The organism is Saccharopolyspora sp. CA-218241 (assembly GCF_050954615.1).
GTDB classification, from domain to species: Bacteria; Actinomycetota; Actinomycetes; order Mycobacteriales; family Pseudonocardiaceae; genus Saccharopolyspora; species Saccharopolyspora cebuensis.
Genome location: NZ_CP191860.1, coordinates 1,749,749 through 1,776,051, shown reverse-complemented (window position 1 = coordinate 1,776,051; position 26,303 = coordinate 1,749,749). Strand labels below are relative to the sequence as shown.

The following is a 26,303-nucleotide window of genomic DNA, read 5'->3' as shown; positions in this document are numbered from 1 at the left end:
ACGCCGAGCCCGTTCCCGTTCGGGAAGAGCTGAGCGCGAGCGGGATCCGCTTGCCCGCGCAAGCTCTTCACCGTGCGCATTCAGGTTACGTCGGATTGCAACGCTCAGCCGTTACGCAGATCGCGGAGAGTCACCCGAATGAGCGATGCACTCATGCCGGAGTGACAACTCGATCGGGATACATACCCGATTGATCGTCCCGCTGACCCGCTTGGGCGGTTACGCTGCCTCCGACGACACCACTTTCGGTCGATCAGTGGCGCGGCTGATTGGTCGAGAGTCCCGGTGCCGGTCGGGGGGCACGACCGACTCCAGGGAGGTAGTGACGTGGCTGCCGTCGGCTTAGGTCAGGCCGCTCGTACCACGCCGGCCGGTGCACTGCCGGCCAACATGGTCCCGCACCCGCGGGAAGAACTGTTCACGGTGCTCGTGGTGGACGACCATCCGCTGCTCCGGGAGGCCATCGCCGCCCGGTTGCTGCAGATGGGCGCCGGCACGGTGCACGAGGCCGCATCGATGGCCGAGGCCAGGGCACGTGCCCTGGCCACCGGTCCGTGCGACCTCGCGATCCTCGATCTCGGGCTGCCCGACGGAACCGGCATCGAACTGGTGACGGAGCTCCGGAGCCAGGGCTGGCCGCGGATCGTGGTGCTCGCCTCGTCCGACGACCCCTACGCGGTCCGGGCCGCCTTCCAGGCAGGTGCGCAGGCGTACCTGCTGAAGTCGGCCTCGCCGATGGTGGTCACCGACGGGGTGCGCAGAGTGCTCGACGGCGGCGTGTACGCCGATCCCAGCGTCGCTCCGGTGCTCGCAGCGGGCACCAGGGTGCCGGGGACCGACAACACGCCGAGGGAACTGTCCGCCCGCGAGGTCGAGGTCCTCCAGCTGGTGGCCGACGGCCGATCGAACAAGGAGATCGGCGAGGCGCTGAACCTGTCCGCGCTCACGGTGAAGTCCCACCTGTCGCGGATCGGTCGCAAGCTGGGAACCGGTGATCGAGCCCAGATGGTCGCGCTGGCCATGCGTGCCGGCGTGATCCGCTGATCCGGACGGGCTCTTCGAGCACCGATCTCGGCGGCGCACCCGCTCCGGCGCGGTCGGACCCGATGAGCTCGGGCGGACCACCACACGGCCCGGACCCGAACACGTAAGGTCTGGTACCCGTGGAATCTGTTCGTCCCGAGTCCGTCGGGTCCGATCGCCCGGAGCCGGTGCTGCTGACCGAGCCCGCCGACGGGGTGCCGCCGGTGGTCGACACCCCCGCCGCCCTGAGCGCGGCCGCCGCGGCGCTCGCCGGCGGCCGGGGTCCGGTGGCGGTCGACACCGAGCGGGCCTCCGGCTACCGCTACTCGCAACGCGCCTACCTCGTGCAACTGCGCAGGGAGGGCGCCGGGACCGTGCTGGTCGACCCCGTCGCCATCGACGGCGGGCTCGATCCGCTGATCCCCGCGCTGGCCGACGCCGAGTGGGTGCTGCACGCCGCCTCGCAGGACCTGCCCTGCCTGGCGGAACTGGACCTGCGCCCGAGTGCGCTGTTCGACACCGAGCTCGCCGGGCGGCTGGCCGGGTTCGAGCGCGTCTCGTTGGGCGCCCTGGTGGAACGGGTGCTCGGCTACCAGTTGGAGAAAGGCCACAGCGCGGCGGACTGGTCCCGCCGTCCGCTGCCCGAGGAGTGGCTGGTCTACGCCGCCCTCGACGTCGAACTGCTCACCGATCTGCGCTCCGCGATGCGCGACGAGCTGGAGCGGCAGGGCAAGCTGGAATGGGCCGTGGAGGAGTTCGAGGCGGTCCGCACCGCCGAGCCGCCCGGTCCGCGCTCGGAGCCCTGGCGGCGCACCTCCGGCATCCACCGGGTGCGCAGCCCGCGGCAGCTCGCCGCCGTGCGGTCGCTGTGGCAGACCCGGGACGACTTCGCCCGGGAGCGGGACATCGCCCCCGGCCGGGTGCTGCCGGATTCCGCGATCGTGCAAGCCGCGCAGACCGGCCCCAAGACGGAGGGCGAGCTGACCGCGCTGCCGGTCTTCGGCGGCAAGCAGCAGCGGCGCCGCGCCTCGATGTGGTTGCAGGCGTTGCGCGCGGCGCGGCGGCTGGACAACGACGAGCTGCCCGCCGCGTCGGCGCCGCACGACGGCCCACCGCCGGCCAACCGCTGGGCCGATCGCGATCCCGATGCCGCGGCCCGGCTCTCGGCCGCGCGGGCGGCGCTGGCCGAGATCGCCGAACGCCACTCGCTGCCCACCGAGAACCTGCTGCTGCCGGACCTGGTGCGGCGGACCTGCTGGTCGCCGCCCGAGGACCGGGATGCGGGCAGCGTCGCGGCGGTGCTGCGGGACAAGGGCGCCCGCGAGTGGCAGATCGGGCTCACCGCCGAAGCGCTCGGCGAGGCGTTGCGGACGTCGGCGGGCTGACCCCGGCGGGCCCGCTCGCCGCGGCGGTGGTGTGATCGAGCCGACATCCCGGGCTCCGTGGTTACCGACTGGTAATGAGCGCTAGAGTTGCGGTTACCGGTCGGTAGCACCACAGCTCCGGCCGTCGCACATCCACCACCCGAGTGAGGAGCACGCCGTGGCCGCACCTGCGTCGGCAGCCGCCGACAGCCGCAGCCGCACCGCGGTCCGGGACGTGGTCTTCGTCGACGGCGTACGCACGCCGTTCGGCAAGGCCGGGTCCAAGGGCCAGTACGCCGACACCCGCGCCGACGACATGGTCGTCAAGGTCATCCGGGAGCTGCTGCGGCGGCACCCCGAGCTGCCGCCGGAGCGGATCGACGAGGTCGCCATCGCCGCCACCACTCAGACCGGCGACCAGGGCCTGACCATCGGCCGCAGCGCCGCCCTGCTCGCGGGCCTGCCGAAGTCGGTCCCCGGCTTCGCCATCGACCGGATGTGCGCAGGCGCGATGACCGCGGTGACCACCGTCTCCAGCGGGATCGGCTTCGGCGCCTACGACGTGGCCATCGCCGGCGGCGTGGAGCACATGGGCAGGCACCCGATGGGCGAGGGCGTGGACCCCAACCCGCGGTTCGTCTCCGACCGGCTGGTCGACCCGTCCTCGCTGGTCATGGGCTCCACCGCGGAGAACCTGCACGACCGGTTCCCGCACCTGACCAAGGACCGCACCGACGCCTACGCCGCGCTGAGCCAGCACCGCTACGACGAGGCGTTCCGGGCCGGGCGGATCGCCCCCGACCTGGTGCCCGTCGCCACCCGCTCCGAGCAGGGCTGGGGCCTGGCCACCGCCGACGAGCCGCCGCGCCCCGGCACCACCGCCGAGGCCCTGTCCGGCCTCAAGACGCCGTTCCGCCCGCACGGCCGGGTCACCCCGGGCAACGCCGCCGGGCTCAACGACGGCGCCACCGGCTGCCTGCTCGCCGACGGCGAGACCGCCGAGCAGCTCGGGCTGCCGGTCGGGATGCGCCTGGTCGGCTACTCCTTCGCCGGCGTCGAGCCGGAGGTGATGGGCGTCGGCCCGGTGCCGGCCACCGAGAAGGCGCTGCAGCGCGCCGGGCTGTCCATCGACGACATCGGCCTGTTCGAGATCAACGAGGCCTTCGCGGTGCAGGTGCTGGCCTTCCTGGACCACTTCGGCATCGCCGACGACGACCCGCGGGTCAACCCGTGGGGCGGCGCCATCGCCTGCGGTCACCCGCTGGCCTCCTCCGGCGTGCGGCTGATGACCCAGCTCTCCCGGCACTTCGCCGAGCACCCCGAGGTCCGCTACGGCATCACGACCATGTGCATCGGTTTCGGCATGGGCGGGACCGTCATCTGGGAGAACCCCCACCACCAGGCTGGAGGCGACAAGTGAGCGACGACGTCACCGCGCTGTTCCCCGACGAGGTCGTCACCCGGGCCCACACCCGCCTGGTCGACGCACCCGGCCTGCCGGGCAAGCTCGCGCTGATCACCCTGGACAACGGGCACGACCACACCCGGCCGTCCACCTTCGGCCCCGCGGGGCTGGCCAGCCTGGACGCCGCGCTCGACGAGGCGTTCGCCGCCGAGCCCGCCGCCATCGCGGTCACCGGCAAGCCGTTCGTCTTCGCCGTCGGCGCCGACCTGTCCGGCATCGGGCGCATCACCCGCCGGGAGGACGCGCTGACGATCGCCCGCACCGGGCACGACGTGTTCCGGCGGCTGACCGAGGCGACGATCCCGACCTTCGCCTTCGTCAACGGCGCGGCGATGGGCGGCGGCCTGGAACTGGCGCTGTCCTGCCACTACCGCACCGCGTCGAAGTCGGCGGGCGCGATCGCGTTCCCGGAGTGCTACCTCGGGCTGTTCCCGGGCTGGGGCGGCACCCAGCTCCTGCCGAACCTGATCGGCGCGGACGCCGCGGTCACCGTGATCATCGAGAACGCGCTGAGCCAGAACCGGACGCTCGACCCGGTCAAGGCGCACGGGCTCGGCATCTTCGACGAGCTGCTGGACAGCGCCGACTTCCTGGAGGAGTCGGTGCGCTGGGCGGTGCGCGTGGCCGGTGGTGAGCAGCAGGTGCAGCGCCCCGAGGTCGAACGCGGTGCGGCGTGGGCCGACGCGGTCCGGCGGGCGTCCGGCATCGTGGCCGCCCGCACCCAGAGCGCCTCCCCCGCCGTGACCAAGGCGGTGGAGCTCATCGAGCTGGCCGAGACCGCCGATCTCGACACCGGCTACGCGGCCGAGACCGAGGCGCTGGCCGACGCGCTGATGACCGACGAACTGCGCGCCGGTCTCTACTCCTTCGACCTCGTGCAGAAGCGCGCCAAGCGCCCCGCGGGCGCGCCGGACAAGTCGCTGGCCCGCGAGGTCGGCAAGGTGGGCGTCGTCGGCGCCGGGCTGATGGCCGGTCAGCTCGCGCTGCTGTTCGTCCGGCGGCTGCAGGTGCCGGTGGTCATCACCGACGTCGACCAGGACCGGATCGACCAGGGCGTGGCCTACATCCACGGCGAGATCGACAAGCTGGCCGCCAAGGGCCGGCTCTCCCCGGACGCGGTGAACCGGCTCAAGGCGCTGGTCACCGGCTCGCTGGACAAGTCGGCCTTCGCCGACGCGGACTTCGTCATCGAGGCCGTGTTCGAGGAGATGTCGGTCAAGCAGCAGGTCTTCGGCGAGCTGGAGCAGCACGTCTCCCCGGAGACCGTGCTGGCCACCAACACCTCCTCGCTGTCGATCGGCGAGATGGCCGCGAAGCTCGACCACCCCGAGCGGGTGGTGGGCTTCCACTTCTTCAACCCGGTCGCGGTGCTGCCGCTGCTGGAGGTGGTGCGCGGCGAGCGCACCGACGACGCGGCGCTGGCCACCGCGTTCAAGGTCGGCAAGCAGCTCAAGAAGTCCTGCGTGCTGGTCTCCGACGCCCCCGCCTTCGTGGTGAACCGGCTGCTGACGAGGTTCATGGGCGAGATCATCGCCGCGATCGACGAGGGCACGCCGTTCGACGTGGCCGACCGGGCGCTGACCCCGCTCGGGCTGCCGATGAGCCCGCTGGTGCTCCTGCAGCTCGTCGGCCCGGCCGTGGCCCAGCACGTCAACGGCACCATGCACGCCGCCTACCCGGAGCGCTTCGGGATCAGCGAGAACCTGCAGCGCTTCGTCGACGCGGGCAAGGCCGCGGTGTGGATCGACGACGGGTCCGGCAACCAGGTCGTGGATCCCGAGGTCGCGGCGATGTGGCAGCAGGGCGACGCGCCGTCGACCGAGGAGCAGGTCCGCGACCGCGCCCTGGCCGCGCTGGCCGAGGAGGCCCGGCTGATGCTCGACGAGGGCGTCGTCGCCGAGGCCCAGGACCTCGACCTGTGCATGATCCTGGGTGCGGGCTGGCCGTTCTGGCTGGGCGGCATCACGCCGTACCTGGACCGCTCCGGCGTCGCCGAACGCGTGACCGGCCAGCGGTTCCTGGCCCCGGGCGTGGCCTCCGTCCCGGCCTGACCTGGACACCGACCACCCGATCAGGTGGTCTTCTTTCCAGGTGAGGGGCACCTTCATCCGAGCAAGCCGGATGAAGGTGTCCCTCACTTGTTTCCTGAACGGCACCGATCGGATCCCGCGGTGATCAGGGCAGGTCGGCGGCGGGCAGCTCCGCGGTGACCGCCAGTCCCCCGCCCGGGACCGGCTCGGCGCGCACCGCACCTCCGTGGGCCACCACCGCCGCCCGCACGATCGACAACCCCAGCCCCGCGCCGGTGCGCGCGGTGCGCTGCACCCCCGCCCGCCGGAACGGTTCGAACAGCGCCTCCACCTGCTCCGGCGCCACCTCCGGGCCGGACGAGGCCACCCGCAGCACGGCCCACCGCCCGGCCTCCCGGGTCCGGACCGCGATCCAGCCGCCGTCGACGTTGTGCCGCACCGCGTTCTCCAGCAGGTTGCCCGCCACCCGCTCCAGCAGCGCGGGATCGCCCGCCGCCCACGCGGGATCGGCGTCGCGGGTGAGGCGCAACCCCCGGTCCCGGACCTCCGGGTCCACCACCCGCAGCGCCCGGTCCAGCACCCCGACCAGGTCCACCGGTTCGCCGGAGCTCAACCCGCCGCCCTCGGTCCTGGCCAGCAGCAGCAGCGAGGACACCAGCCGTTCGGCGCGGGCGGTGGCGTCCCGGACCACGTCGGCCATCCGGCGCAGCTCGACGACGTCGGCGTCCGGGTCGGACAGCGTGACGTCCAGCTCGGCCCGCACCACCGCGAGCGGGGTGCGCAGCTCGTGGCTGGCGTTGGCGACGAACCGGCGCTGGGAATCGAACGCGACCTGCAAGCGGTCCAGCATCGCGTCGAAGGTCTCGGCGAGCTCGGCGACCTCGTCGCGCGGGCCGCGCAACGCGATCCGCTCGTCCAGCGACTCCGCCGACAGGCGCCGGGCGGAATCGGTGACCTCGTGCAGCGGGCGCAGCACCCGCCCGGTGACCGTCCAGGCCAGCAGCGCGGCCGCGAGCATCACCCCGACGAACGCGAACCCGCCGACGACCAGCACCTGCTCCCGGGCCGAGGCGCGCAGCGCCTCGCCCAGCGAGCCCGCGGGCACGTCGACCCCGTGGACCCGCACCACGCTGCCCTCGGGCAGCCGGGGCACCGCCGCGACCACGTTGCCCACCAGCTCCCAGCCCAGCCACAGCAGCACCGCGCTGACCGCCGCGACCAGGCCGGTGGCCAGCAACGTGATCCGCAGCCGCAACCCGGGGCCGCGCCGGGAGATCCGGGACACTCAGCACTCCTCCCCGACAGCGGCACGCACCCGCGGCGAAGCCGTCCCGGTGCCTGCTCCGTCCATTCCCGCCCCCTCGCGGGGCGGCCCTCCGGGACGGGCGCTCAGCCCTGACCGGCCGAGGGCACCCGGTACCCGGAGCCCACCACGGTCTCGATCACGCCCGGCTCCCCCAGCTTCTTGCGCAACGTCATCACGGTGACCCGGACGGTGGTGGTGAACGGGTCGGCGTTCTCGTCCCACACCCGCTCCAGCAGCTCCTCCGAGCTCACCACCGCGCCCCCCGCGGACAGCAGCACTTCCAGCACGCCGAGCTCCTTGCGGGTCAGCTCCACCTCGGCACCACCGCGGTGCACGGTGCGGCGCGCGGGGTCCAGGCGCAGCTCGCGCGCGGTGAGCAGCGGGGGCTGCGCGGGCGTGGCGCGCCGACCCAGGGCGCGGATGCGGGCCACCAGCTCGGGGAAGGCGAAGGGCTTGCCGAGGTAGTCGTCGGCGCCCAGCGACAGCCCGGCGACGCGGTCCTCCACCGCGGCGCTGGCCGTCAGCATGAGGACCCGGGTCAGCTCGGCGGACCCGGCGATCTCCCGGCACAGCGCGTCCCCGGACAGGCCGGGCAGATCGCGGTCCAGCACCACGACGTCGTACCGGGTGATCGTCGTCTTCTCCTGACCGCTCTCGCCGTCGTAGGCGATGTCGACGGCCATCCCGTCGCGCCGCAGCCCGCGGGCGATCGCATCGGCCAGCGGCCGCTCGTCCTCGACAACCAGGATGCGCACGGGCCCACCCTGCCACAGCCGATCACGGCACCACGGCTGCTCGGGGGCGGGCGCGCCGACGCGCCCGCCCCGGGCGCGGATCAGCTGCGCGCCGACCCCGGGGCCTGCTCGCCCGCGGCCAACCGGACCGGGTCCTCGGCGCCGCCGCGGTCCACCACCCACTCGGTGACCTGCCGCGCGATGTCCTGGTCGGTCAGCCCCAGCTCGGCGAGCACCTCGTCGCGGGATGCGTGCATCAGGAAGCGGTTCGGCACGGCGAGGTCCCGCAGCGGCACGTCGACGCCCGCATCGCGCAGCGCGGCGGCCGTCGCCCAGCCGAAGCCACCGTGCCTCCCGCTGTCCTCCAGCGTGACGACGAGCTGGTGCCGGGACGCCAGCTCCACCACTTCGGCGGGCACCGGCGCGACCCAGCGCGGGTCGACCACGGTGACGCCGATGCCCTGGGCGGCGAGCCGGTCGGCGGTCGCCAGCCCGAGCCCGGCGAAGGCCCCCACCGCGACCAGCAGCACGTCCTCGGTCACGCCCGCGTCCGGTCGGCGCAGCACGTCGACGGACCCGGTGCGCTCCAGGGCGGGCACCTCGTCGACGACCGAGCCCTTGGGGAAGCGCAGCACCGTGGGGCCGTCGTCGACCGCGACCGCCTCCCGCAGCTCCTCCCGCAAGGTGATCGCGTCGCGCGGGGCGGCGACCCGGATGCCGGGGATCAGGCCCAGGATCGACAGGTCCCACATGCCGTTGTGGCTGGCGCCGTCGTCGCCGGTGATGCCGGAGCGGTCCAGGGTGATGGTGACGGGCTGGCGGTGCAGCGCCACGTCCATCAGCAACTGGTCGAACGCCCGGTTCAGGAAGGTCGAGTACACCGCGAACACCGGGTGCATCCCGCCCATCGCCAGCCCGGCGGCCGAGGTCATGGCGTGCTGCTCGGCGATGCCGACGTCCACGCAGCGCTCCGGGTAGGCGGCGGCGAACTTGCTCAGCCCGGTCGGCCCGAGCATCGCGGCGGTGATGGCGACGACGTCCTCCCGCTCACCGCCGATCCGCACCAGCTCCTCGGAGTACACGTCGGTCCAGCTCCGCGGCGCCGGCTTGGTGGGCATCCCGGTCTCCGGGTTGATCACCTTCACCTGGTGCATCTGCTCGGCCTGGTCGTTCTCCGCGGGGGCGAAACCGTTGCCCTTGCGGGTGACGGCGTGCACGATCACCGGTCCGCCGAAGGACTTGGCCATCGACAGCGCGTGCTCCACCGCGCGCAGGTCGTGACCGTCCACCGGACCGAGGTACTTGATGCCCAGGTCGGAGAACATCACCTGCGGGCTGATCGCGTCCTTGATGCCGCTCTTGGCCGCGTGCAGGCCGGTGTAGAGCGAACGGCCGACCACCGGCAGGTTGCGCAGGGTGCGGCGACCGCTCTGCAGCGCCTTCTCGTAGCTCGGGTTCAGGCGCAGCGCCGCGAGGTGCTCGGCGAGCCCGCCGATCGTCGGCGAGTACGAGCGGCCGTTGTCGTTGACCACGATGACGACCGGGCGCTCCTGGTCCGCGGCGATGTTGTTCAGCGCCTCCCAGCACATCCCGCCGGTGAGCGCGCCGTCGCCGACGACCGCCACCGCGTGCCGCGGGGTGCCGCTGATCTGGAAGGAGCGCGCCAGCCCGTCGGCGTAGGACAGCGCCGTGGAGGCGTGGCTGTTCTCCACCACGTCGTGCTCGCTCTCCTGCCGCGACGGGTAGCCGGACAACCCATCGCGCTTGCGCAGCCGGTCGAAGCCCTCCTGCCTGCCGGTCAGGATCTTGTGCACGTACGCCTGGTGGCCGGTGTCGAAGACCACCGCGTCCCGGGGCGAGTCGAACACCCGGTGCAACGCCAGGGTGAGCTCCACCGCCCCCAGGTTCGGCCCCAGGTGACCACCGGTCTGGGAGACCTTCTCGATCAGGAACGATCTGATCTCGGCGGCCAGCTCCGCCAGCTCTCCGTGCCCCAGGCGTTTGACGTCGGCCGGACTCTGCACGGTTCCCAGCAGCGTCACCGCTCCACCTCGCTTGTCTTCGCCGGACGGTTCTCTCGCGTGTCTCGCGTCGGCTCCGCGGTCCTCCGCTGTGCGCGGTGGCCGTCGTGAGCCCCCCGCGCGACGCAGACCGCACCCAGTCTACGGAGCCGTCGGGAGGCGACAGGGGAAGGCGGCCCTGTAGTCGAAATCCACTCCGCCGGGGGAACACACGCCGCGCCAAGATCAGCCGTACGGTCTATTGCTCCGTGCGCTCACCGGCAGCACATCCACCAGCGGCCCCATTCCGCCGTTCGGCGGTCCCCGGCACTACCGCGCGCGACCCGCCGCTGTGCGCCAGGTCACCTCATCGTGCGGTGCGGACCGCCCACGGGCGCCAGCTCGACACCGGGGCGCGGTCCGGGCGCTGCTCGCCCCACGGCGCGGCGTCCGGCGGCAGCGGATGCCGGTCGGCCGAGTCCAGCCGCCTGCGCACCCGCCACCAGTCCACCGCGAGCGCGGCGCCGAGCAGCGGCGCCACCACCCCGACCACCCACACCGAGGCGTGGACCGGCCGTTCCACCGCGCTGACCAGCAGCAGCGAACCGACCAGCGCCAGGAACGCCCCGGCCCACAGCCGCCAGCCGGGCAGCGCCCGCGCCGTCCGGCCGTGCCAGGTGAACGTGCCGTGCCGCACCGCCCAGGCACGCAGCCGCTGCCAGCCCGCGGCGTCGGTGGGTCCGGTGCGCAGCGGCCAGGCGGCGGTGTGGCGGCGCCGGACGACATCGGCCACCAGGCCGGGCTCGTCGACCGGCAGCACCCACTGCTGCCCGGCCGCGACGAGCCGCACCGCGGGTCCGGCGGGCAGGTCGAGCACGGCACCGCCGGGCAGCGGCCACCGCTCCGGTTCCGCGAGCCGCCCGGGTTGGGCCAACCGCAGCTCGGCCAGCGGCAGCGCCTGCCGGAGGTGACCGCGCCGCCGGGTGAGCACCGCGCGGTCCCGGCCGATCAGCAGCGTCCCCGCGGAGCGCAGCGGGACCGGCACCTCGTGGTCCCGCTCGGCCAGATCGGGGCCGAGCGGCCGGGTGAGCCGCCGCGCCGCCAGGCCGGTGACCACCGGGCCGAGCACCAGCCCGGGCAGCGCCGCGGGATGCGCGGTCGCGATCGCCGCGGCCACCGCCGCGAGCAGCGCCCACCCCGGCCATCGCCGCGGAGCGCGCAGGTCGGCGGTCCAGATCAGCGCGGCGACCGCGAGCCAGCCCATCCCGAGGCCCAGCCGCGCACCGGTGACCCCGCCCGCCCACAGCACCAGGCCGGGCAGCGCGACGACGCCCAGCAGCGCCAGCGGGTGCGCCACCGCGCGCCGGTGGCGCACCGCGCCAGGCGCGGGCCGCTCCGGCGGCGGGACCGGCTCGGCGGGCGGGCCTTCGGCGGCGGGACGCGGCTCGGCCATCACTCGTCGGGTTCCAGCAGCGCGATGCACTCGACGTGGTGGGTCATCGGGAAGGCGTCGAAGGCCCGCAGCTGCGCCAACCGGTACCCGCCCTCCCGGTAGAGCCCGAGGTCGCGCGCCAGCGCGGCCGGGTCGCAGGCCACGTGGACGATCCGGCTCGGCCGCCGTTCGGTGATCCCGGCGACGACCCGGCGACCGGCGCCCTTGCGCGGCGGGTCGAGCACCACCACGTCCGGGTCGTCCAGCGAGCCGTCGTCGAGCACCTCCTCGACGGACCCGGCGCGGAACGACACCTGCGGCAGGTCGCGCAGGTTGCCGACCGCGTCCTCCACGGCCCGCTGCGACGATTCGACCAGCAGCGCCGATCCGGCCGGTCCGGCCTGCTCGGCCAGCGGTGCGGTGAACAGCCCGACGCCGCCGTAGAGGTCCCAGGCGACCGCGCCCCGCGGCACCGCGGCCATCGCCGAGACCACCTCGGTGAAGGTCTCCGGCGCCCGCACGTGGACCTGCCAGAAGCCCTGCCCCGAGACCTCGAACGGCCGCCCGGCGGCGACCTCGCGGGCCACGCCCCCACCGCGCACCTGGCGGGCCACCGGGCGGCCCCGGCGGCGCTGCGGCTTGTGGTCGATCGCGGTGACGTGCAGCTCCCCCTCGGCGTCGGCGGCCAGCGCCAGCTCGGCACCGGGCCGCCAGTTGCGGTCGGCGACCTCGGGCACCGCGTCGGCGACGGTGATCGGGCAGTCCTCCGCCGGGATCACCCGGTGGCTGCGGTGCGCCCGGAAACCCGGTCGACCCCGCCGGTCCACCGCCAGCCGCGCGCGGGTGCGCCAGCGCAGCGGCCCGCCGGGCAGTTCCTCGACCTCGACGGACCGCTCGATCCCCGCGATCCGCTGCAACTGCTCCGCCACCACCGCAGCCTTGAGCTCGCGCTGGGTCGCCGGATCGGCGTGCTGCCAGTCGCAGCCCCCGCAGCGGTCCTTGCCGCGCGCCATGTCCGCCAGCGGGCACGGCGGCGTCACCCGGCCGGGGGCCGGGGTGCGCACCTCGACGGCGTCGGCCCGGCAGAACCCGCCACCGCCGTCCTCGGTGACCTCGACGACGACCACCTCGCCGGGCAGCGCGTGGCGGACGAACACCACCCGCCCTTCGTACCGGGCCACGCAGTGCCCGCCGTGGGCGACCGGGCCGATCTCGACCTCCAGCCGCCTACCGGTCCAATCCGGCTTCTCGGTCAACGCCGTTCCTTGTCCTTCCCGTTCGACCCCAGGCCGCGCCGCGTCGAACCGGGCGGCACGATCGGCTTGCGCCGCCGCAACCGCTCCGAGGACACGAGCTGCCAGGGCACGCTCGTCACCATGACGCCCGGCTGGAACAGCAACCTGCTCTTGAGGCGCAACGCGCTCTGGTTGTGCAGGATCTGCTCCCACCAGCGCCCGACGACGTACTCCGGGATGAACACCGTCACCACGTCGCGGGGGCTGTCCCGGCGGATCCGCTTCACGTACTCCAGCACCGGCCGGGTGATCTCCCGGTACGGCGACTCCAGCACCTTCAGCGACACCGGGAGATTCTCCTTGTCCCACGCCGAGACCAGCGCGCGGGTGTCCTGGTCGTCCACGTTGACCGTGATCGCCTCCAACGAGTCCGGCTTGGTGGCCCGGGCGTAGGCGACCGCGCGCATCGTCGGCAGGTGCAGCTTGGACACCAGCACCAGCGCGTGGTTGCGGGAGGGCAGGACCGCGTCGGCCTCGGATTCGCGCAGCTCCTCGGCCACCCGGTCGTAGTGCCGCCGGATGCCGGTCATCACCCCGTAGGCGGTCGCCATCGCGGCGATCGCGATCCAGGCCCCGTGGGTGAACTTGGTGATCAGCACGATCAGCAGCACGATCGCGGTCATCACCAGGCCGAAGCCGTTGATCGTCTGGGCGCGGCGCATCCGGGCGCGGGCGGCCGGGTCCTGCTCGGTGCGCAGCAGCCGGTGCCAGTGCCGGATCATGCCGCTCTGGCTGAGCACGAACGACAGGAACACCCCGACGATGTAGAGCTGGATCAGCCGGGTGACCTCGGCGTCGAAGGCGATCACCAGGACGCTCGCGCACACCGCGAGGAACACGATGCCGTTGGAGAACGCCAGCCGGTCGCCCCGGGTGTGGAGCTGGCGCGGCAGGAAGCGGTCCTGGGCCAGGATCGAGCCGAGCACCGGGAACCCGTTGAAGGCGGTGTTGGCGGCCAGGATCAGGATCAGGCCGGTGAAGAAGATCAGGTACCACACGCCCGGCGGGAACCCGGCGAACACCGCGTTGGCGAGCTGCGCCACCAAGGTCTTCTGCTCGTAGCCGGGCGGCGCGCCGAGGAGCTGGTGCGCGGGGTCCTCGGCGACCACCACGCCGGTGATCCGGGCCAGCGCGAGCAGGCCGAGGAACATGGTGATCGCGATTCCGCCCATCAGGGCCAGCGTGGTCGCGGCGTTGCGGGACTTCGGCTTGCGGAACGCGGGCACGCCGTTGCTGATCGACTCCACGCCGGTCAGCGCGGCGCTGCCGGAGGAGAACGCGCGCAGCACCAGGAACGCGAAGGCGACCCCGGCCACCTGCGTCTCCTCCTGCACGAGCTGGAAGTCCGCGCTCTCCGCCCGCAGCGGGCGGTCCAGCACGACGGCCTGGAACAGCCCCCACAGGATCATGCCGAGCACCCCGACCACGAACGCGTAGGTCGGGATCGCGAACCACGACCCGGACTCCCGGACGCCGCGCAGGTTGACCGCGGTGAGCAGCACGATGGCACCGACCGCGAACAGGACCTTGTGGGTGGCCACGAACGGGATGGCCGAGCCGATGTGGGCCGCCGCCGAGGAGATCGACACCGCCACCGTCAGCACGTAGTCGACCAGCAGCGCGCTCGCGGCCACCAGGCCCCAGCGGCGGCCGTGGTTGACCGTCACCACCTCGTAGTCCCCGCCCCCGGAGGGGTAGGCGCGGACGTTCTGCCGGTACGAGGCGACCACCGCGATCATCACCACGGCGACCACCAGGCCGATCCACGGGCTGATCGCGTAGGCCGACAGCCCGGCCGCGGACAGCACCAGGAGGATCTCCTCCGGCGCGTAGGCCACGCTGGACATCGGGTCCGACGCGAACACGGGCAGCGCGATCCGCTTCGGCAGCAGCGTCTGCGCCAGCCGATCGCTGCGGAACGGCCGCCCGACGATCAAGCGCTTCGCCGCGGTTGCGAGCTTGGACACGGCACAGAGCGTAAGGGCAACCTCCGGGGCGACGTCGTGCGCAGGAGTCCGAATCGCTCTCAGGTCACATCCTCGCCGCACCCCTGCGGAACGGGGTGTCTCACCCGGTACGGTGCACCAGCCCGCGAGCACCGAGCGCGGGCCGGCCACCGGACGGGGGCGCTCCGGGTACCGTCACGCTGATGAGGTGGTCGAACATCGACCGCCGAGCCGCCGAGGAGACTGGTGTGCACGTCGTGATCATGGGCTGCGGCCGGGTCGGGGCCTCCCTCGCCTCCGCGTTGCAGCGGCTCGATCACACCGTTGCCGTCGTGGACAAGGACGCCACTTCCTTCCACCGGTTGAGCAGGGGGTTCACCGGGCAGCGGGTCACCGGGAACGGTTTCGACCGGGACGTGCTCGTCGAAGCCGGGATCGAGGGCGCCACCGCCTTCGCCGCCGTGAGCAACGGCGACAACTCCAACATCATCTCGGCGCGGGTGGCGCGGGAGACCTTCGGCGTCGAGCACGTGGTCGCCCGGATCTACGACCCGAAGCGGGCCGAGGTCTACCAGCGGCTGGGCATCCCGACCGTGGCCACCGTGCCGTGGACGAACGACCGGTTCCTCCGGATGCTGCTGCCCGAGGGGGTGGCGACCGACTGGCGGGAACCCTCGGGGTCGGTCGCCGTGCTCCAGCTCCCGCTGCACGAGGGCTGGGTGGGCCGCCGGGTCGACGAGCTGGAGGCCGCCACCGGCGCGCGGGTGGCGTTCCTGATGCGGTTCGGCAACGGGGTGCTGCCCGATCGGCGGACGATGATCCAGGCCGACGACACCGTCTACGTGGCCGCGCTGTCCGGCACCGTCACCGACGTCACCGCGGCGGCCCGGCGCACCCCCGAGGAGGACGACTGATGCGCGTCGCCATCGCGGGCGCCGGCGCGGTCGGCCAGTCCATCGCCCGGGAGCTGCTCGAAGGCGGGCACCGGGTGATGCTCATCGAGCGCAGCGCCCAGAACTACCAGCCGAAGGCCATCGCCGACGCCGAGTGGGTGCAGGCCGACGCCTGCGAACTGGCCTCGCTGGAGGACGCCGGGCTGGAGTCCTGCGACGTGATGATCGCGGCCACCGGCGACGACAAGGTCAACCTCGTGGTCTCGCTGCTGGCCAAGACCGAGTTCGCGGTCCGGCGGGTGGTGGCCCGGGTCAACGACCCGCGGGCCGAGTGGCTGTTCACCGAGGCGTGGGGCGTGGACGTCGCGGTGTCCACCCCGCGGATGCTCGCCGCGATGGTCGAGGAGGCCGTCAACGTCGGCGACCTGGTGCGGCTGATGACGCTGCGCCAGGGCCAGGCCAACCTCGTCGAGGTGACGCTGCCCGACCCGACCCCGCTGGCCGGACGCCGGGTCCGCGACCTCGCGCTGCCCGCCGAGGCGGCCCTGGTGACGATCCTGCGCGGCGGCCGGGTCATCGTGCCGGAGGCCGACGACCCGCTCGAACCCGGCGACGAGATGCTGTTCGTCGCCCCGGTCGAGGCCGAGCAGCGGCTGCGCGAGGTCGTGCACGACCAGCCCGCCGGCTGAGCACCCGGCCCGGCCGGTCATCCCGCGGCGGGGCCCGGTGGACGCGGCTGCCCGGTCGGCGAGTGCGCGGGCCCCGGGTGCGCGGCGCGCAGGCGTTCCTCGGCCGCGCGGTCCTCGGCCCGCTCCCGCTCGGCCTGCTCCTCGGCCACCTTGCCCGCCCGGCGGATCGCCCACACCGTCACCACGAGCGCCAGCGCGGTCAGCGGGTAGCTCATCGCGATCCGGGCGAAGGCCAGCCAGCCCGTCAGGTCGGCGTCGTAGAGCCAGCGCTGCACGATCCACTTGGCGCCGAAGACCACCACCCAGGCCAGCGTGGCGAGGTCGTAACCGCGCATCGCCCGAGGCTGCTGCCGCCACCGGAAGCCGAGGCCGTTGAGGGCCGACCAGGCGACCCCGACCAGCGGCCAGCGCGCGACCACCGACACCAGGAAGACACCGCCGTAGACGAGGCTGGTCCAGATGCCGAGCAGGAAGAAGCCCTTGGTCTCCCCGGAGCGGTAGGCGATGAAGCAGCACACCGCCACGCCCAGGAGTCCGGAGATGGCCGGTTGCAGCGGCTCCTTGCGGATCACCCGGACCACCGCGATGAGCACGGCCGCCCCGATGGCCGTCCAGATCGCGGGCATCAGGCTGGTCAGTGAGCTGACCAGCACGAAGACCACGATCGGAACCGCGGAGTAGGCCAGGCCGCTGACCCCGCCCATCTGCTCCAGGAGGGTCTGCTCGGCCTGCTCGGGGTCGCGCTGCCCGCCGGGCTGCCCGCCCGCTGGGCCGGTCTGGTCGGTCCCGGGCTGGTCCGGGCGGTCCGCCGGCTCGTGGCCGGGCGACGTGCTGCGTTCGCTCATGCGGTGTTCTGCAACTCGTAGTAGGGGTTGTACAGCACCTTGCGGCCGTCGCGGACCGCGATGCGGCCGCGGGCCTTGATCACCCGGCCCGGTTCGATCCCGGTGATCTGGCGGCGGCCGAGCCAGACCAGCACCACTTCGTCGGTGCCGTCGTAGAGCTCGGCCTCCAGGGTCGGCGCCGAGGCCTTCGGCGACCGGCCCACGCTGCGCAGCCTGCCCAGCACCACCGCCTCCTCACCGCCCCGGCAGTCGCACGCGTGGCGGGCGCCGCCCGCTTCCGACCGCTCGGAGAGGTCGTCGGCGTCGAGCTCGGCGACGTCGCTGGTGAGGCGACGGACGAGGCGGCGCCAGTAGCCGCCGGTGTTGCTCATCTCGCACTCCCGTGCGGGTCGGGGCTCGGCCTCGCAGCCCGTGCCAGTCCAGCGTAGCCCCAGCGGGGACGGTAGTCGCGGGCCCAGCGTCCTCACTCGGAAGTGCCGCACGAACGGGCCAACCGATGTCCGAGTTGATCACGGCACGTGGCCAACCTCACCGGATCGGCTCACCCGCGGTACGCAGCGACCCGCCGCCGGGCCCGGGCCGCCGAGCCCCTCAGGCCTGCGGAGGCGCCTGCCCGCCACCTTCCTCCTGGGCCTGGGCCTGCTGGATGTGCCGCACGATCTCCTCGGGCAGCTCGATCGGCAAGGGGGTGCGGACCGGCAACGGCTCGTCCCCGCGCACCACCACGGTCTCGTTGAGCACCGCGTAGAGCGTCGAGGTGCACTCCGCCGCGTGGTCGGCCGGGCCGGCCGCGACACCGCGCAGCAGCCACCGCGGGCCGTCCACGCCGACGAACCGCAGCGCGGCCTTCGGCGAATCGGCGACCAGCTCCTCGCCCCAGTCGCCCTGCTCGGTGTGCACCCGCGCCCCGTCCTTGCGGAGCTGTTCGGCCAGCTCCGCGCTGACCTCCGGCCACAGTTCGCCGCTGCGCGGGGCGGCGAACGCGCTCACCGTCAGCCTGCCGACCGGGGTGACCAGGTGCACCGCGCGCACCGGTCCGGTCGGGTCGACCTCGACCTGGAGCTGTCCGCCCTCCGGAACCGGCAGGCGGACCGAACCGAGGTCGAGCCGCTCCACGTCGTCCGGCGGCGCCTCGGCGGAATCGTGCGGACCGCCTCCGGGCTCCACCGCCTCGAACGGTTCCTCGTCCTCGACGGGCTGCGCCCCGCGTCGCCGACGGCCCAATCCGAACATCCCTCAGACCTCCGTCCTGTGATCGGTCCCGCCCTCGGCCGGGACCGTCAGCACCTCGTGCCCACCGGTGGATCCGTATCCGCCGGTGCCGCGCTGCGACTCGGGCAGCTCGTCCACCTCCTGGAACACCGCGCGCTCGACCCGCTGCACCACGAGCTGGGCGATCCGGTCCCCCCGCCGCAACGCCAGCGGCTCCTCCCGATCATGGTTGATCAGGCAGACCTTGATCTCACCGCGGTACCCGGAATCGATCGTGCCCGGTGCGTTGACCATGCCCAGGCCCGCGCGCGCGGCCAGCCCCGAACGCGGGTGCACGAATCCGGCGTAGCCCTCCGGGAGGGCCAGGGCGACACCGGTGCCGACGACCGCCCGGGCACCTGGCTCCAGCACCAGGTCCGAGGTGGTCACCAGATCCGCCCCGGCATCACCGGGGGTCGCGTAGGCGGGCAGCGGGACGTCCGGGTCTAGACGGGACAGCAGGACCTTCACGTTCGACACGGGCGGCGAGACTACCCTGAAGCCGTGTCCGAAAGCGCAGAAGTCACGGCCCCCGCCGAGGCGACCCCCGGTCAGGGGACGGCGGAGGGACCTCGAGCATTCCGGGAACGCCTGCACGCGACCTGGTGGACGTGGCCGTTGCCGGTCGTCGGTGCGGCCCTGATGGCCGCCACCGTGCACATGGGCTACCCGGGCGTGCGGGCCTGGCTGCCCTACGCCGTGCTGATCCCGTTGGCGGTGCTCGTCCCGCTGTGGCTGGGCCGGACGAAGATCGAGGTCCGGGCCGGCGAACTGCACGTCGGCGATGCCCACGTGCCGCTGCGGTTCGTCGAGCACGCCGAGCCGGTCAGCACCGCGGGCGAGCAGCGCCGCGCCCTGGGCCCGGAACTGGACCCGGCCGCGTTCGTGGTGCACCGGCCCTGGGTGCGCACCTCGGTGCGGGTCTGGTTGAACGATGCCGACGACCCGACCCCGTACTGGGTGGTCAGCACCCGCCGGCCCGCGGAGCTCGCCGACGTCCTCACCCGGTGAACCGGGGCCGGAAAAGACAACTGGGCACACGCGCCCGCGTGTGCCCAGCGACTTCCCGGCCGCTGCCGCCCGGTGGCCTCACGGGCCGCCCGCCGTCGACGGGCGGTCACCTCACGCCGCGCAGTCGCGGCAGACGAGCCGCCCGCTGCGCTCTTCGGCCAGCCTGCTCCGGTGGTGCACCAGGAAGCAGCTCGAGCAGGTGAACTCGTCGGCCTGCTTGGGCAGGACCTTGACGGTCATCTCCTCGCCGGACAGGTCGGCGCCCGGGAGCTCGAAGTTCTCCGCGATAGCCCCCTCGTCCTCGTCGACGACGCCGGATTGCGCATCGTTGCGCCGCGCCTTCAGCTCCTCCAGCGAGTCTTCGGCCAGATCCTCGGACTCGCGGCGTGGAGCGTCGTAGTCGGTCGCCATCGTTTTTCACCCCTGCGTGTGTGGAGATTGCAATGGTGTGCCGCTGGTCAACGTTCCAGGACCCGGATTTGTGCCCGCGGGCACGAGTGATCGTGGTCTCGCCCTGGAACGCGGTAGTTCCCCCGTTTGCGAGCGACTCGCCTCATCCGGCACTCCCTGAGGCGCCGAGAGGGTAGCTCATCCGTCTACCGGATACCCACCGGGTCACCCGTACGTGTGGCACGTGCGGCAGCCTGGAAGGCTCGTGCCCGCCGGTCCGGGTTACCCGGCTCCCATCCGGTTGCCCCGCCACGCGCCTCGTGATGCGGTGAACCGGCCGGTTCTCGCCGGTCCGCAGCGCCGGACGGCGGTTCCGGCACGGCCGGGTACCAGTACCGACACGACCGGCCGTCCGGCACCGCGCGGCGACCGGGCAGCGCCTACGCTGATCTAGGGACGAGCGGAACCCGGTGCGCACACGGGTCGGATCATCCAGGGAGGGCCAAGACGTGTCTGCGGTGAGTGCAAGGTGGGGACGGCGCGGCCCACGGTACCGCCGACGGCGGCCGGTGCCCGCGCTCGTGCTGCTCGCCACGCTCGTGGTGGCCTCCGTGCTGCTGTGGACGCAGGTGTTCGGCGCGGTCGAGGACATCGAGACCGCGACGACCTGCAACCCGCCCGGCGCGCCGACCGCGCCGCCCGCCCCCGGCGAGGAGCCGACCCAGCCCGCCGCGCTCGGCCAGATGCTGCCCCGCAAGGCCCTCGACGACGCCCACCCGATCCCGCCCGCGGACGTCCAGGTTCGGGTGCTCAACGGCAACGGGGAGAGCAACCAGGCCACGCTGGTGAGCAGCGAGCTCGCCAACCTCGGCTTCGCCAAGGGCGGTGACGCCGCCAACGACCCGGTGTACGTCAACTACGACCTCGACTGCCACGGGCAGATCCGCTTCGGCGGCGCCGGGGTGAGCGCGGCGCGCACGCTGAGCCTGGTCGTGCCGTGCGCCCAGCTCGTGCGGGACGACCGCGAGGGTGCGAGCGTCGACCTGGCCCTGGGTGCCCGCTTCGACGACATCAAAACCACCCAGGAGGCCAAGCAGGTGCTCCAGGAGCTGGAGAACTGGGTCCCCGAGCGCGATGAGGCCGACGCGGCCCAGCGGGAGGTCACGCCGCCGCGGATCAGCGACGAGCTGATGACCAAGGCCCGCGACGTGCACTGCTGAGGCCGCACCGACGATGAGGCGGGCTCCGGGGTTCCGCACCCCGGAGCCCGCCTCGTCGTGCGGGCGTCCGCCCCCGGCGGAGCGGTGCCACCCGCGCTCAGACGGCGCCGGCGTCCGCGGCCTGCAACGCCTCGGTCAGCTCCCGGTTGACGCCCGGTGCGGCGCACACCAGCATCCCGTCGCCGAGGCCGTCGGCGAAGTCGGGACCCGGCAGCCGCAGCGCGGCACCCGCCTCGGCGGCGACGAGCGCTCCGGCGGCCCAGTCCCAGCGGTTCAGGCCCACCTCGTAGAAGCCGTCCAGCCACCCCGCCGCGACCGCGCACAGGTCCAGCGAGGCCACGCCGCTGCGGCGGAGGTCGCGCACCTGCCCGAGCAGCCGGGCGACCACCGCGGCCTGGGCGGACCGGCGCTCGGCGGCGTAGGCGAACCCGGTGCCGATCAGCGCGAGGTCGAGCCGCTGCGCGCCGGTGACCCGCAGCGGCTGCCCGTCGACGAGGGCTCCGCGCCCGGCCGCCGCGCTCCACGTCCGCCCGGTCGCCGGTTCGACCACCGCGCCCGCCACCGAACGGCCGTCGACCTGGGCGGCCAGCGACACCGAGTACCACGGGTAGCCGTAGAGGTAGTTGACGGTGCCGTCGATCGGGTCGACGACCCAGCGCAGGCCTTCGAGGGCGGCGGCCCCGCCCTCCTCCTCGCCGAGCACCGACTCGCCCGGGCGCAGTTCGGCGAGCCGTTCCCGCACCAGCCGCTCGACCGCGCGGTCGCCCTGGGTCACCACATCGGTCTCGGTGCTCTTCGTGTCCACCGCACGCCCGGTGACCGACTCGGCACGAACGGTGCGCGCGAGGTCTGCCGCCTCCCCGGCGATCCGCACCGCGACCTCGCGCAACGTTTCCACATCGACTTCATTTCCGGATCCCACACGCACATCGCAACACAACGCGGTTAAGGTCTGCACACCTTGGTCTGAATCGAATAGGAAGGGTCAGCCATGGGTAGTGCCCGCGGTTTCGGCGTCGACATCGGCGGTTCCGGCATCAAGGGATGCCCCGTCGACATCGACGGGGGCGTTCTCGCCGAAGAGAGGATGCGCGTGCCCACACCGCAGCCCTCGACGCCCGATGCGGTGGCCGACGTGGTCGCCGAGATCGTCGAGAAGTTCTCCTGGACCGGACCGGTGGGCATCACCCTGCCGTGCGTCGTCAAGGACGGTGAGGCCCGCACGGCGGCCAACGTCGACAAGGGGTGGATCGGCACCGACGCGCAGGCGCTGTTCGCCGAGCGCCTCGGTCTGCGGCGGGACGAGGTCGTGGTGCTCAACGACGCCGACGCGGCGGGCATCGCCGAGATGCGCTCCGGCGCGGGCGCCGGGCACAAGGGCCTGGTCGTGGTGCTGACCTTCGGCACCGGGATCGGCAGCGCGATGTTCGTCGATGGCGCGCTGGTGCCCAATACCGAGTTCGGGCACATCGAGGTCGACGGGAAGGACGCCGAGACCGAAGCCGCGGCATCGGTCAAGGACACCCTCGACCTGTCGTACCCCGAATGGGCGCCCCGGGTGAGCCGGTACGTGCGCGCGCTGGAGCGGTTCCTGTGGCCGGACCTGCTCATCGCGGGCGGCGGGGTGAGCAAGAAGGCTCACAAGTGGATCCCGCTGCTCGACACGCGCACCCCGGTCGTGGCGGCCGAGCTGAAGAACGACGCGGGGATCGTCGGGGCCGCCACGGCCGCCGCCACCAGCCTCAACGGCTGAATTCCCCGGGGCTAGCACACCGGAACGGGTGCGGAGTCCGCCTTGCAGCGGAACCGCACTCGCTCAACGCAGTTACAATGGAACACGGCCCACTTGAGCCGACACCTCCACCTGGGAGCCGACCAGCGGTTCTCTCGAGTTCGCGGGAGGTTTCGACGGGTGGGTTGTCCCCGACCTTTGGCGGCCGAGGTTTCGCGCCCTCCGGCCTGCCCTGATCGACCGTCGCGAAAGGGCGTACGTGGCAGCCGCAGAAACCGCAACCCGACGCTCCAGCTCCGCTGCTACCACTGGCGGTGCCCAGTCCCCGTCGGCCCAGACCGACGCGGCGCAGGCCGCCACCGGCGCGGAGCAGGCCGAAGCCGTCGAGTCGAACACACCGACGACCGCTCCCCAGAGCACCGCCAAGAGCACGGCCGGCACGAAGTCGACCGCCCGCAAGGCCGCGCCGAAGACGACGGCCAAGAAGGGCGCCAAGTCGGCTCCGGCGAAGAAGCCGGCCAAGACCGCCAAGGGCAACGGCGAGAGCCTGGAGATCGACGAACCGATCGAGACCGACCTGACCTCCCCCGATGTCGGCGACCTCGCCGACGTCGAGGTGGAGATCCCGGAGGAGCCGGTCCCGGACGAGGAGAGCAAGGAGTCCGGCGACTTCGTCTGGGACGAGGAGGAGTCCGAGGCCCTCCGCCAGGCGCGCAAGGACGCCGAGCTCACCGCCTCCGCGGACTCGGTGCGGGCGTACCTGAAGCAGATCGGCAAGGTCGCCCTGCTCAACGCCGAGGAGGAGGTCGAGCTCGCCAAGCGGATCGAGGCAGGTCTCTACGCCGCGGAGCGGGTGCGCCAGGTCGAGGAGGCCGGTGAGCAGCTCACCACGCAGATGCGGCGCGACCTGCGCTGGATCGTGCGCGACGGCGAGCGCGCCAAGAACCACCTGCTCGAGGCCAACCTCCGCCTGGTGGTCAGCCTGGCCAAGCGCTACACCGGCCGCGGCATGGCGTTCCTGGACCTGATCCAGGAGGGCAACCTCGGCCTCATCCGCGCGGTGGAGAAGTTCGACTACACCAAGGGCTACAAGTTCTCCACCTACGCGACCTGGTGGATCCGGCAGGCCATCACCCGGGCGATGGCGGACCAGGCGCGGACCATCCGTATACCGGTCCACATGGTCGAGGTGATCAACAAGCTCGGCCGCATCCAGCGCGAGCTGCTCCAGGACCTGGGCCGCGAGCCCACGCCCGAGGAGCTCGCCAAGGAGATGGACATCACCCCGGAGAAGGTGCTGGAGATCCAGCAGTACGCCCGGGAGCCGATCTCGCTGGACCAGACCATCGGCGACGAGGGCGACAGCCAGCTCGGCGACTTCATCGAGGACTCCGAGGCGGTCGTCGCGGTCGACGCCGTGTCGTTCACGCTGCTGCAGGACCAGCTCCAGTCGGTGCTCGCCACGCTCTCCGAGCGCGAGGCCGGTGTGGTCCGCCTCCGGTTCGGCCTCACCGACGGCCAGCCGCGGACGCTGGACGAGATCGGGCAGGTCTACGGGGTCACCCGGGAGCGCATCCGGCAGATCGAGTCGAAGACCATGTCGAAGCTGCGCCACCCGTCCCGGTCCCAGGTGCTGCGCGACTACCTGGACTGAGGCGGAGCTCCGCCGAAGGGGGCTGCCGTCGACCCGCGGGTCGACGGCAGCCCCCTTCGGCGTTCCCGTGGGGGTCGGTGCTTCCGGGGAACTTCCCCGTTGCCGGGGTGCGGAGTGTTCGCCCGCAGCGGAATCGACCGGCCCGAGATCACGGCGATCTTGTGATCCGAACCACCGGAAGGGCCGCTGAGAATCCACTTCGGATGGCTGACGTGAGAGTGTTTTCCCTCGTCAGGGCCTCGCGAAGCGCGATGTTCACCGAGCGTTGGGACGGTTGCTGCAACCGGGTGCTTCACCGTGACGCCCGTCGCGACCCGCCGCGGGAACACTGACTGGAGCTCATGCGTCTGGAAGAGTGGGTAGCAACGAGCACCGACCCCGCAGCCAGTGGGCCACCGGTGGTCGTAGCAGGATCGAGGGCGTCGGGAGGAATGCCCGACGCCGGGACGGAGGGAGATCACGATGCCGGGAACGCTCACCCGCCCCGAGCTGACCGCCGCCGACCGCTGCGACCGCTGCGGGGCCGCTGCCAAGCTTCGCGCCGTACTGCCGTCCGGTGGCGAGCTGCTGTTCTGCGGGCACCACGCCCGCGCCTACGAGGCCGGACTCCGGGAGATGGAAGCCGACCTCCAGCAGGACGAACAGCACGAGGTGCAGTAAGCCGACGAGCGGAGCCCCCGGGAGGACGAGTTCCTCCCGGGGGCTTCGTGGCATCCGGGTCCAGGTGATGCCGGGTCCAGGTGGTGCCCGGCCCGGGACCGCCGCTCAGCGGTGTCCGGGCCGGTTCGCCGGGGTCAGCTCGGCCAGCGCCGCCAGCAGCCGGTCCACGTCCTGCCGCAGGCTGTAGTGGGCCAGGCTCGCGCGCACCGCTCCCGCCGGACCGAGCCCGAGCGCGTGCACGAGCTCCCAGGCGTAGGAATGGCCGCTGGAGACGTTCAGACCGCGCGCGGCCAGCTCGCCCGCCAGCCCCGCCGGGGTGTACCCGTCGACGCTGAAGCACGCGGTCGGGGTGACCCGGCCGCGGGGCGCACCGTGCCGCACCACCCCGCCCAGCTCGGCGAGCCCGTCGAACAGCCGCGCGGACAGCGCGTCCTCGTGCTCGCGGACGGCGCGCCGGGACACGGCGAGGCGCTGCGCGCGGGTGCCGGTGGCCGCGTCGTCCAGGTCCGCCAGGTGCTCGACGGCGGCGACCAGCCCGGCCAGCGCGGCGAAGGGCTGGGTGCCCAGCTCGAAGCGCTCGGGGACGGTGTCCGGGGACGGCGCGAGCTTGTCCGGGTGCAGGTCCTCCAGCGCGCCCGGATCGGCCGCCACGACGGCGGCCAGGTGCGGACCGGCCCACTTGTAGGCGCTGGTGGCGTAGAAGTCGGCGCCGAGCTCGGCGAGCCGGACGTGCTCGTGCGGGCAGTGCTGCACCCCGTCGACGAACGACACCGCGCCCGCCGCGCGGGCCCGCCGGGTGATGCTCGCCAGGTCCGGCACGGTGCCGATGAGGTTCGACGCGGCGGTCACGGCGACCAGCCGGGTGCGCTCCCCGATGAGTTCGGCGACCCGTTCGGCGGGCAGCTCACCGGTGACCGGATCGACCTCGGCCATCCGCAGCACCGCCCCGGCGCGCCGCGCGACCGCGACCCACGGGCGCACGTTCGCGTCGTGGTCGAGCTGGGTCACCACGACCTCGTCACCGGGATTCCAGCCGTCCGCGAGCACCTCGGCGAACCGGTAGGTCAGGGCGGTCGAGCTCGGACCGAACACCACCCCGGCCGGGTCCGGCGCGCCGACCAGGTCGGCCACCGCCGCCCGCGCCTCGGCGACGATCCCGCCCGAGCGCCTGCTGGCCCGGTGATCGCCGCCCAGGTTCGACAGGCCGCCCCGGTGGGCGTCCCCGATCGCCTCGATCACCGCTTCCGGGACCTGCGTGCCGCCACCGGCGTCCAGCCAGGCCCGGCCGTCGGCGAGCGCGGGGTAGCCCGCCCGGATCCGCTCCACGTCGTATGCCATGCGGAGCAGCCTAGGAACAGCGGCG

24 protein-coding genes are annotated in these 26,303 nt (G+C 73.2%); 11 read left to right on the top strand and 13 right to left on the bottom strand.

The window, feature by feature from the left end; genetic code table 11:
* The first annotated feature begins 327 nt into the window (after positions 1-327).
* From ACQP0T_RS08665 to ACQP0T_RS08650, 4 genes are all read left to right on the top strand, one after another.
* Positions 328-1,044 carry a response regulator transcription factor gene (locus ACQP0T_RS08665; protein WP_345367850.1) on the top strand — a complete coding sequence of 239 codons (717 nt, stop codon included), beginning with the start codon at positions 328-330 and terminating at the stop codon, positions 1,042-1,044.
* A gap of 119 nt (positions 1,045-1,163) precedes the next feature.
* Entirely contained in the window at positions 1,164-2,408 is a 1,245-nt protein-coding gene (locus tag ACQP0T_RS08660) for an HRDC domain-containing protein (RefSeq protein ID WP_433872090.1), read from the top strand.
* Positions 2,409-2,565: 157 nt separating this feature from the next.
* The gene (locus ACQP0T_RS08655) at positions 2,566-3,807 is read left to right on the top strand and encodes a thiolase family protein (RefSeq protein WP_433872089.1); all 1,242 of its coding nucleotides are present in this window, start codon (positions 2,566-2,568) and stop codon (positions 3,805-3,807) included.
* Positions 3,804-5,903, top strand: a complete 2,100-nt coding sequence (locus ACQP0T_RS08650) for a 3-hydroxyacyl-CoA dehydrogenase NAD-binding domain-containing protein (protein WP_433872088.1) — start codon at positions 3,804-3,806, stop codon at positions 5,901-5,903. The genes ACQP0T_RS08655 and ACQP0T_RS08650 overlap by 4 nt, the downstream gene beginning before the upstream one ends.
* A gap of 124 nt (positions 5,904-6,027) precedes the next feature.
* Here ACQP0T_RS08650 and ACQP0T_RS08645 read toward each other — a convergent pair whose 3' ends face one another.
* The 6 genes from ACQP0T_RS08645 to ACQP0T_RS08620 form a co-directional block, all read right to left on the bottom strand.
* Positions 6,028-7,167, bottom strand: a complete 1,140-nt coding sequence (locus tag ACQP0T_RS08645) for a sensor histidine kinase (protein WP_433872087.1) — start codon at positions 7,165-7,167, stop codon at positions 6,028-6,030.
* A gap of 104 nt (positions 7,168-7,271) precedes the next feature.
* On the bottom strand, positions 7,272-7,943 hold the full coding sequence (locus tag ACQP0T_RS08640; RefSeq protein ID WP_433872086.1) for a response regulator transcription factor: 672 nt from the start codon (positions 7,941-7,943) through the stop codon (positions 7,272-7,274).
* Positions 7,944-8,023: 80 nt separating this feature from the next.
* Positions 8,024-9,964: a 1-deoxy-D-xylulose-5-phosphate synthase gene (gene dxs, locus ACQP0T_RS08635; protein WP_433872085.1), complete on the bottom strand. Its 1,941-nt coding sequence runs from the start codon at positions 9,962-9,964 to the stop codon at positions 8,024-8,026.
* A 325-nt stretch (positions 9,965-10,289) separates the two neighbouring features.
* A complete protein-coding gene (locus ACQP0T_RS08630; RefSeq protein WP_433872084.1) occupies positions 10,290-11,375 on the bottom strand; it encodes a hypothetical protein in 1,086 nt (361 codons plus the stop codon).
* Complete coding sequence (locus ACQP0T_RS08625; RefSeq protein WP_433872083.1) at positions 11,375-12,610, bottom strand: class I SAM-dependent RNA methyltransferase; 1,236 nt, start codon at positions 12,608-12,610, stop codon at positions 11,375-11,377. The genes ACQP0T_RS08630 and ACQP0T_RS08625 overlap by 1 nt, the downstream gene beginning before the upstream one ends.
* Positions 12,607-14,616 (bottom strand): APC family permease, encoded by a 2,010-nt coding sequence (locus ACQP0T_RS08620; RefSeq protein WP_433872082.1) that lies wholly within the window; start codon positions 14,614-14,616, stop codon positions 12,607-12,609. The genes ACQP0T_RS08625 and ACQP0T_RS08620 overlap by 4 nt, the downstream gene beginning before the upstream one ends.
* A 227-nt stretch (positions 14,617-14,843) precedes the next feature.
* Here ACQP0T_RS08620 and ACQP0T_RS08615 point away from each other — a divergent pair, with 227 nt between their 5' ends.
* Both ACQP0T_RS08615 and ACQP0T_RS08610 read left to right on the top strand, forming a co-directional pair.
* Complete coding sequence (locus ACQP0T_RS08615; RefSeq protein WP_433873636.1) at positions 14,844-15,509, top strand: potassium channel family protein; 666 nt, start codon at positions 14,844-14,846, stop codon at positions 15,507-15,509.
* Entirely contained in the window at positions 15,509-16,177 is a 669-nt protein-coding gene (locus ACQP0T_RS08610) for a potassium channel family protein (protein ID WP_345367841.1), read from the top strand. Before ACQP0T_RS08615 ends, ACQP0T_RS08610 begins: the two co-directional genes overlap by 1 nt.
* A gap of 17 nt (positions 16,178-16,194) precedes the next feature.
* Here the strand turns inward: ACQP0T_RS08610 and ACQP0T_RS08605 are convergent, their stop codons facing one another.
* The 4 genes from ACQP0T_RS08605 to dut form a co-directional block, all read right to left on the bottom strand.
* A complete protein-coding gene (locus tag ACQP0T_RS08605; RefSeq protein ID WP_433872081.1) occupies positions 16,195-17,022 on the bottom strand; it encodes a DUF3159 domain-containing protein in 828 nt (275 codons plus the stop codon).
* A complete protein-coding gene (locus ACQP0T_RS08600) occupies positions 17,019-17,393 on the bottom strand; it encodes an OB-fold nucleic acid binding domain-containing protein (protein WP_345367840.1) in 375 nt (124 codons plus the stop codon). The genes ACQP0T_RS08605 and ACQP0T_RS08600 overlap by 4 nt, the downstream gene beginning before the upstream one ends.
* A gap of 220 nt (positions 17,394-17,613) precedes the next feature.
* On the bottom strand, positions 17,614-18,255 hold the full coding sequence (locus tag ACQP0T_RS08595) for a DUF3710 domain-containing protein (RefSeq protein ID WP_433872080.1): 642 nt from the start codon (positions 18,253-18,255) through the stop codon (positions 17,614-17,616).
* Between the two features lie 3 nt (positions 18,256-18,258).
* Positions 18,259-18,753, bottom strand: coding sequence for a dUTP diphosphatase (gene dut / locus ACQP0T_RS08590; protein ID WP_345367838.1), 495 nt, complete (start codon positions 18,751-18,753; stop codon positions 18,259-18,261).
* Between the two features lie 24 nt (positions 18,754-18,777).
* Between dut and ACQP0T_RS08585 the strand changes: the two genes are divergently transcribed.
* Positions 18,778-19,284 (top strand): DUF3093 domain-containing protein, encoded by a 507-nt coding sequence (locus ACQP0T_RS08585; RefSeq protein WP_433872079.1) that lies wholly within the window; start codon positions 18,778-18,780, stop codon positions 19,282-19,284.
* A 111-nt stretch (positions 19,285-19,395) separates the two neighbouring features.
* On the opposite strand, the gene ACQP0T_RS08580 is transcribed toward ACQP0T_RS08585, so the two are convergent.
* Positions 19,396-19,695, bottom strand: a complete 300-nt coding sequence (locus ACQP0T_RS08580) for a DUF4193 domain-containing protein (RefSeq protein WP_345367836.1) — start codon at positions 19,693-19,695, stop codon at positions 19,396-19,398.
* Between the two features lie 449 nt (positions 19,696-20,144).
* Between ACQP0T_RS08580 and cei the strand changes: the two genes are divergently transcribed.
* Positions 20,145-20,894 carry an envelope integrity protein Cei gene (cei, locus tag ACQP0T_RS08575; RefSeq protein ID WP_433872078.1) on the top strand — a complete coding sequence of 250 codons (750 nt, stop codon included), beginning with the start codon at positions 20,145-20,147 and terminating at the stop codon, positions 20,892-20,894.
* Positions 20,895-20,991: 97 nt separating this feature from the next.
* On the opposite strand, the gene ACQP0T_RS08570 is transcribed toward cei, so the two are convergent.
* Positions 20,992-21,792, bottom strand: coding sequence for an inositol monophosphatase family protein (locus tag ACQP0T_RS08570; protein WP_433872077.1), 801 nt, complete (start codon positions 21,790-21,792; stop codon positions 20,992-20,994).
* Positions 21,793-21,885: 93 nt separating this feature from the next.
* Here ACQP0T_RS08570 and ppgK point away from each other — a divergent pair, with 93 nt between their 5' ends.
* From ppgK to ACQP0T_RS08555, 3 genes are all read left to right on the top strand, one after another.
* Positions 21,886-22,647, top strand: a complete 762-nt coding sequence (gene ppgK, locus ACQP0T_RS08565; RefSeq protein WP_433872076.1) for a polyphosphate--glucose phosphotransferase — start codon at positions 21,886-21,888, stop codon at positions 22,645-22,647.
* A gap of 238 nt (positions 22,648-22,885) precedes the next feature.
* Positions 22,886-24,280, top strand: coding sequence for an RNA polymerase sigma factor (locus ACQP0T_RS08560; protein WP_433872075.1), 1,395 nt, complete (start codon positions 22,886-22,888; stop codon positions 24,278-24,280).
* A gap of 462 nt (positions 24,281-24,742) precedes the next feature.
* Positions 24,743-24,940 carry a DUF7455 domain-containing protein gene (locus tag ACQP0T_RS08555; protein ID WP_433872074.1) on the top strand — a complete coding sequence of 66 codons (198 nt, stop codon included), beginning with the start codon at positions 24,743-24,745 and terminating at the stop codon, positions 24,938-24,940.
* Positions 24,941-25,045: 105 nt separating this feature from the next.
* Here the strand turns inward: ACQP0T_RS08555 and ACQP0T_RS08550 are convergent, their stop codons facing one another.
* Positions 25,046-26,278 (bottom strand): cysteine desulfurase-like protein, encoded by a 1,233-nt coding sequence (locus ACQP0T_RS08550; protein WP_433872073.1) that lies wholly within the window; start codon positions 26,276-26,278, stop codon positions 25,046-25,048.
* Positions 26,279-26,303: the final 25 nt, after the last annotated feature.

Excerpts from the sequence above, each read along its gene's own strand:
- ACQP0T_RS08580 (WP_345367836.1), bottom strand. The coding sequence starts at position 19,695 with ATGGCGACCGACTACGACGCTCCACGCCGCGAGTCCGAGGATCTGGCC.
- ACQP0T_RS08550 (WP_433872073.1), bottom strand. The coding sequence starts at position 26,278 with ATGGCATACGACGTGGAGCGGATCCGGGCGGGCTACCCCGCGCTCGCC.
- ppgK (WP_433872076.1), top strand. The coding sequence starts at position 21,886 with ATGGGTAGTGCCCGCGGTTTCGGCGTCGACATCGGCGGTTCCGGCATC.
- ACQP0T_RS08600 (WP_345367840.1), bottom strand. The coding sequence starts at position 17,393 with ATGAGCAACACCGGCGGCTACTGGCGCCGCCTCGTCCGTCGCCTCACC.
- ACQP0T_RS08605 (WP_433872081.1), bottom strand. The coding sequence starts at position 17,022 with ATGAGCGAACGCAGCACGTCGCCCGGCCACGAGCCGGCGGACCGCCCG.
- ACQP0T_RS08610 (WP_345367841.1), top strand. The coding sequence starts at position 15,509 with ATGCGCGTCGCCATCGCGGGCGCCGGCGCGGTCGGCCAGTCCATCGCC.
- ACQP0T_RS08630 (WP_433872084.1), bottom strand. The coding sequence starts at position 11,375 with ATGGCCGAGCCGCGTCCCGCCGCCGAAGGCCCGCCCGCCGAGCCGGTC.
- ACQP0T_RS08595 (WP_433872080.1), bottom strand. The coding sequence starts at position 18,255 with ATGTTCGGATTGGGCCGTCGGCGACGCGGGGCGCAGCCCGTCGAGGAC.
- ACQP0T_RS08555 (WP_433872074.1), top strand. The coding sequence starts at position 24,743 with ATGCCGGGAACGCTCACCCGCCCCGAGCTGACCGCCGCCGACCGCTGC.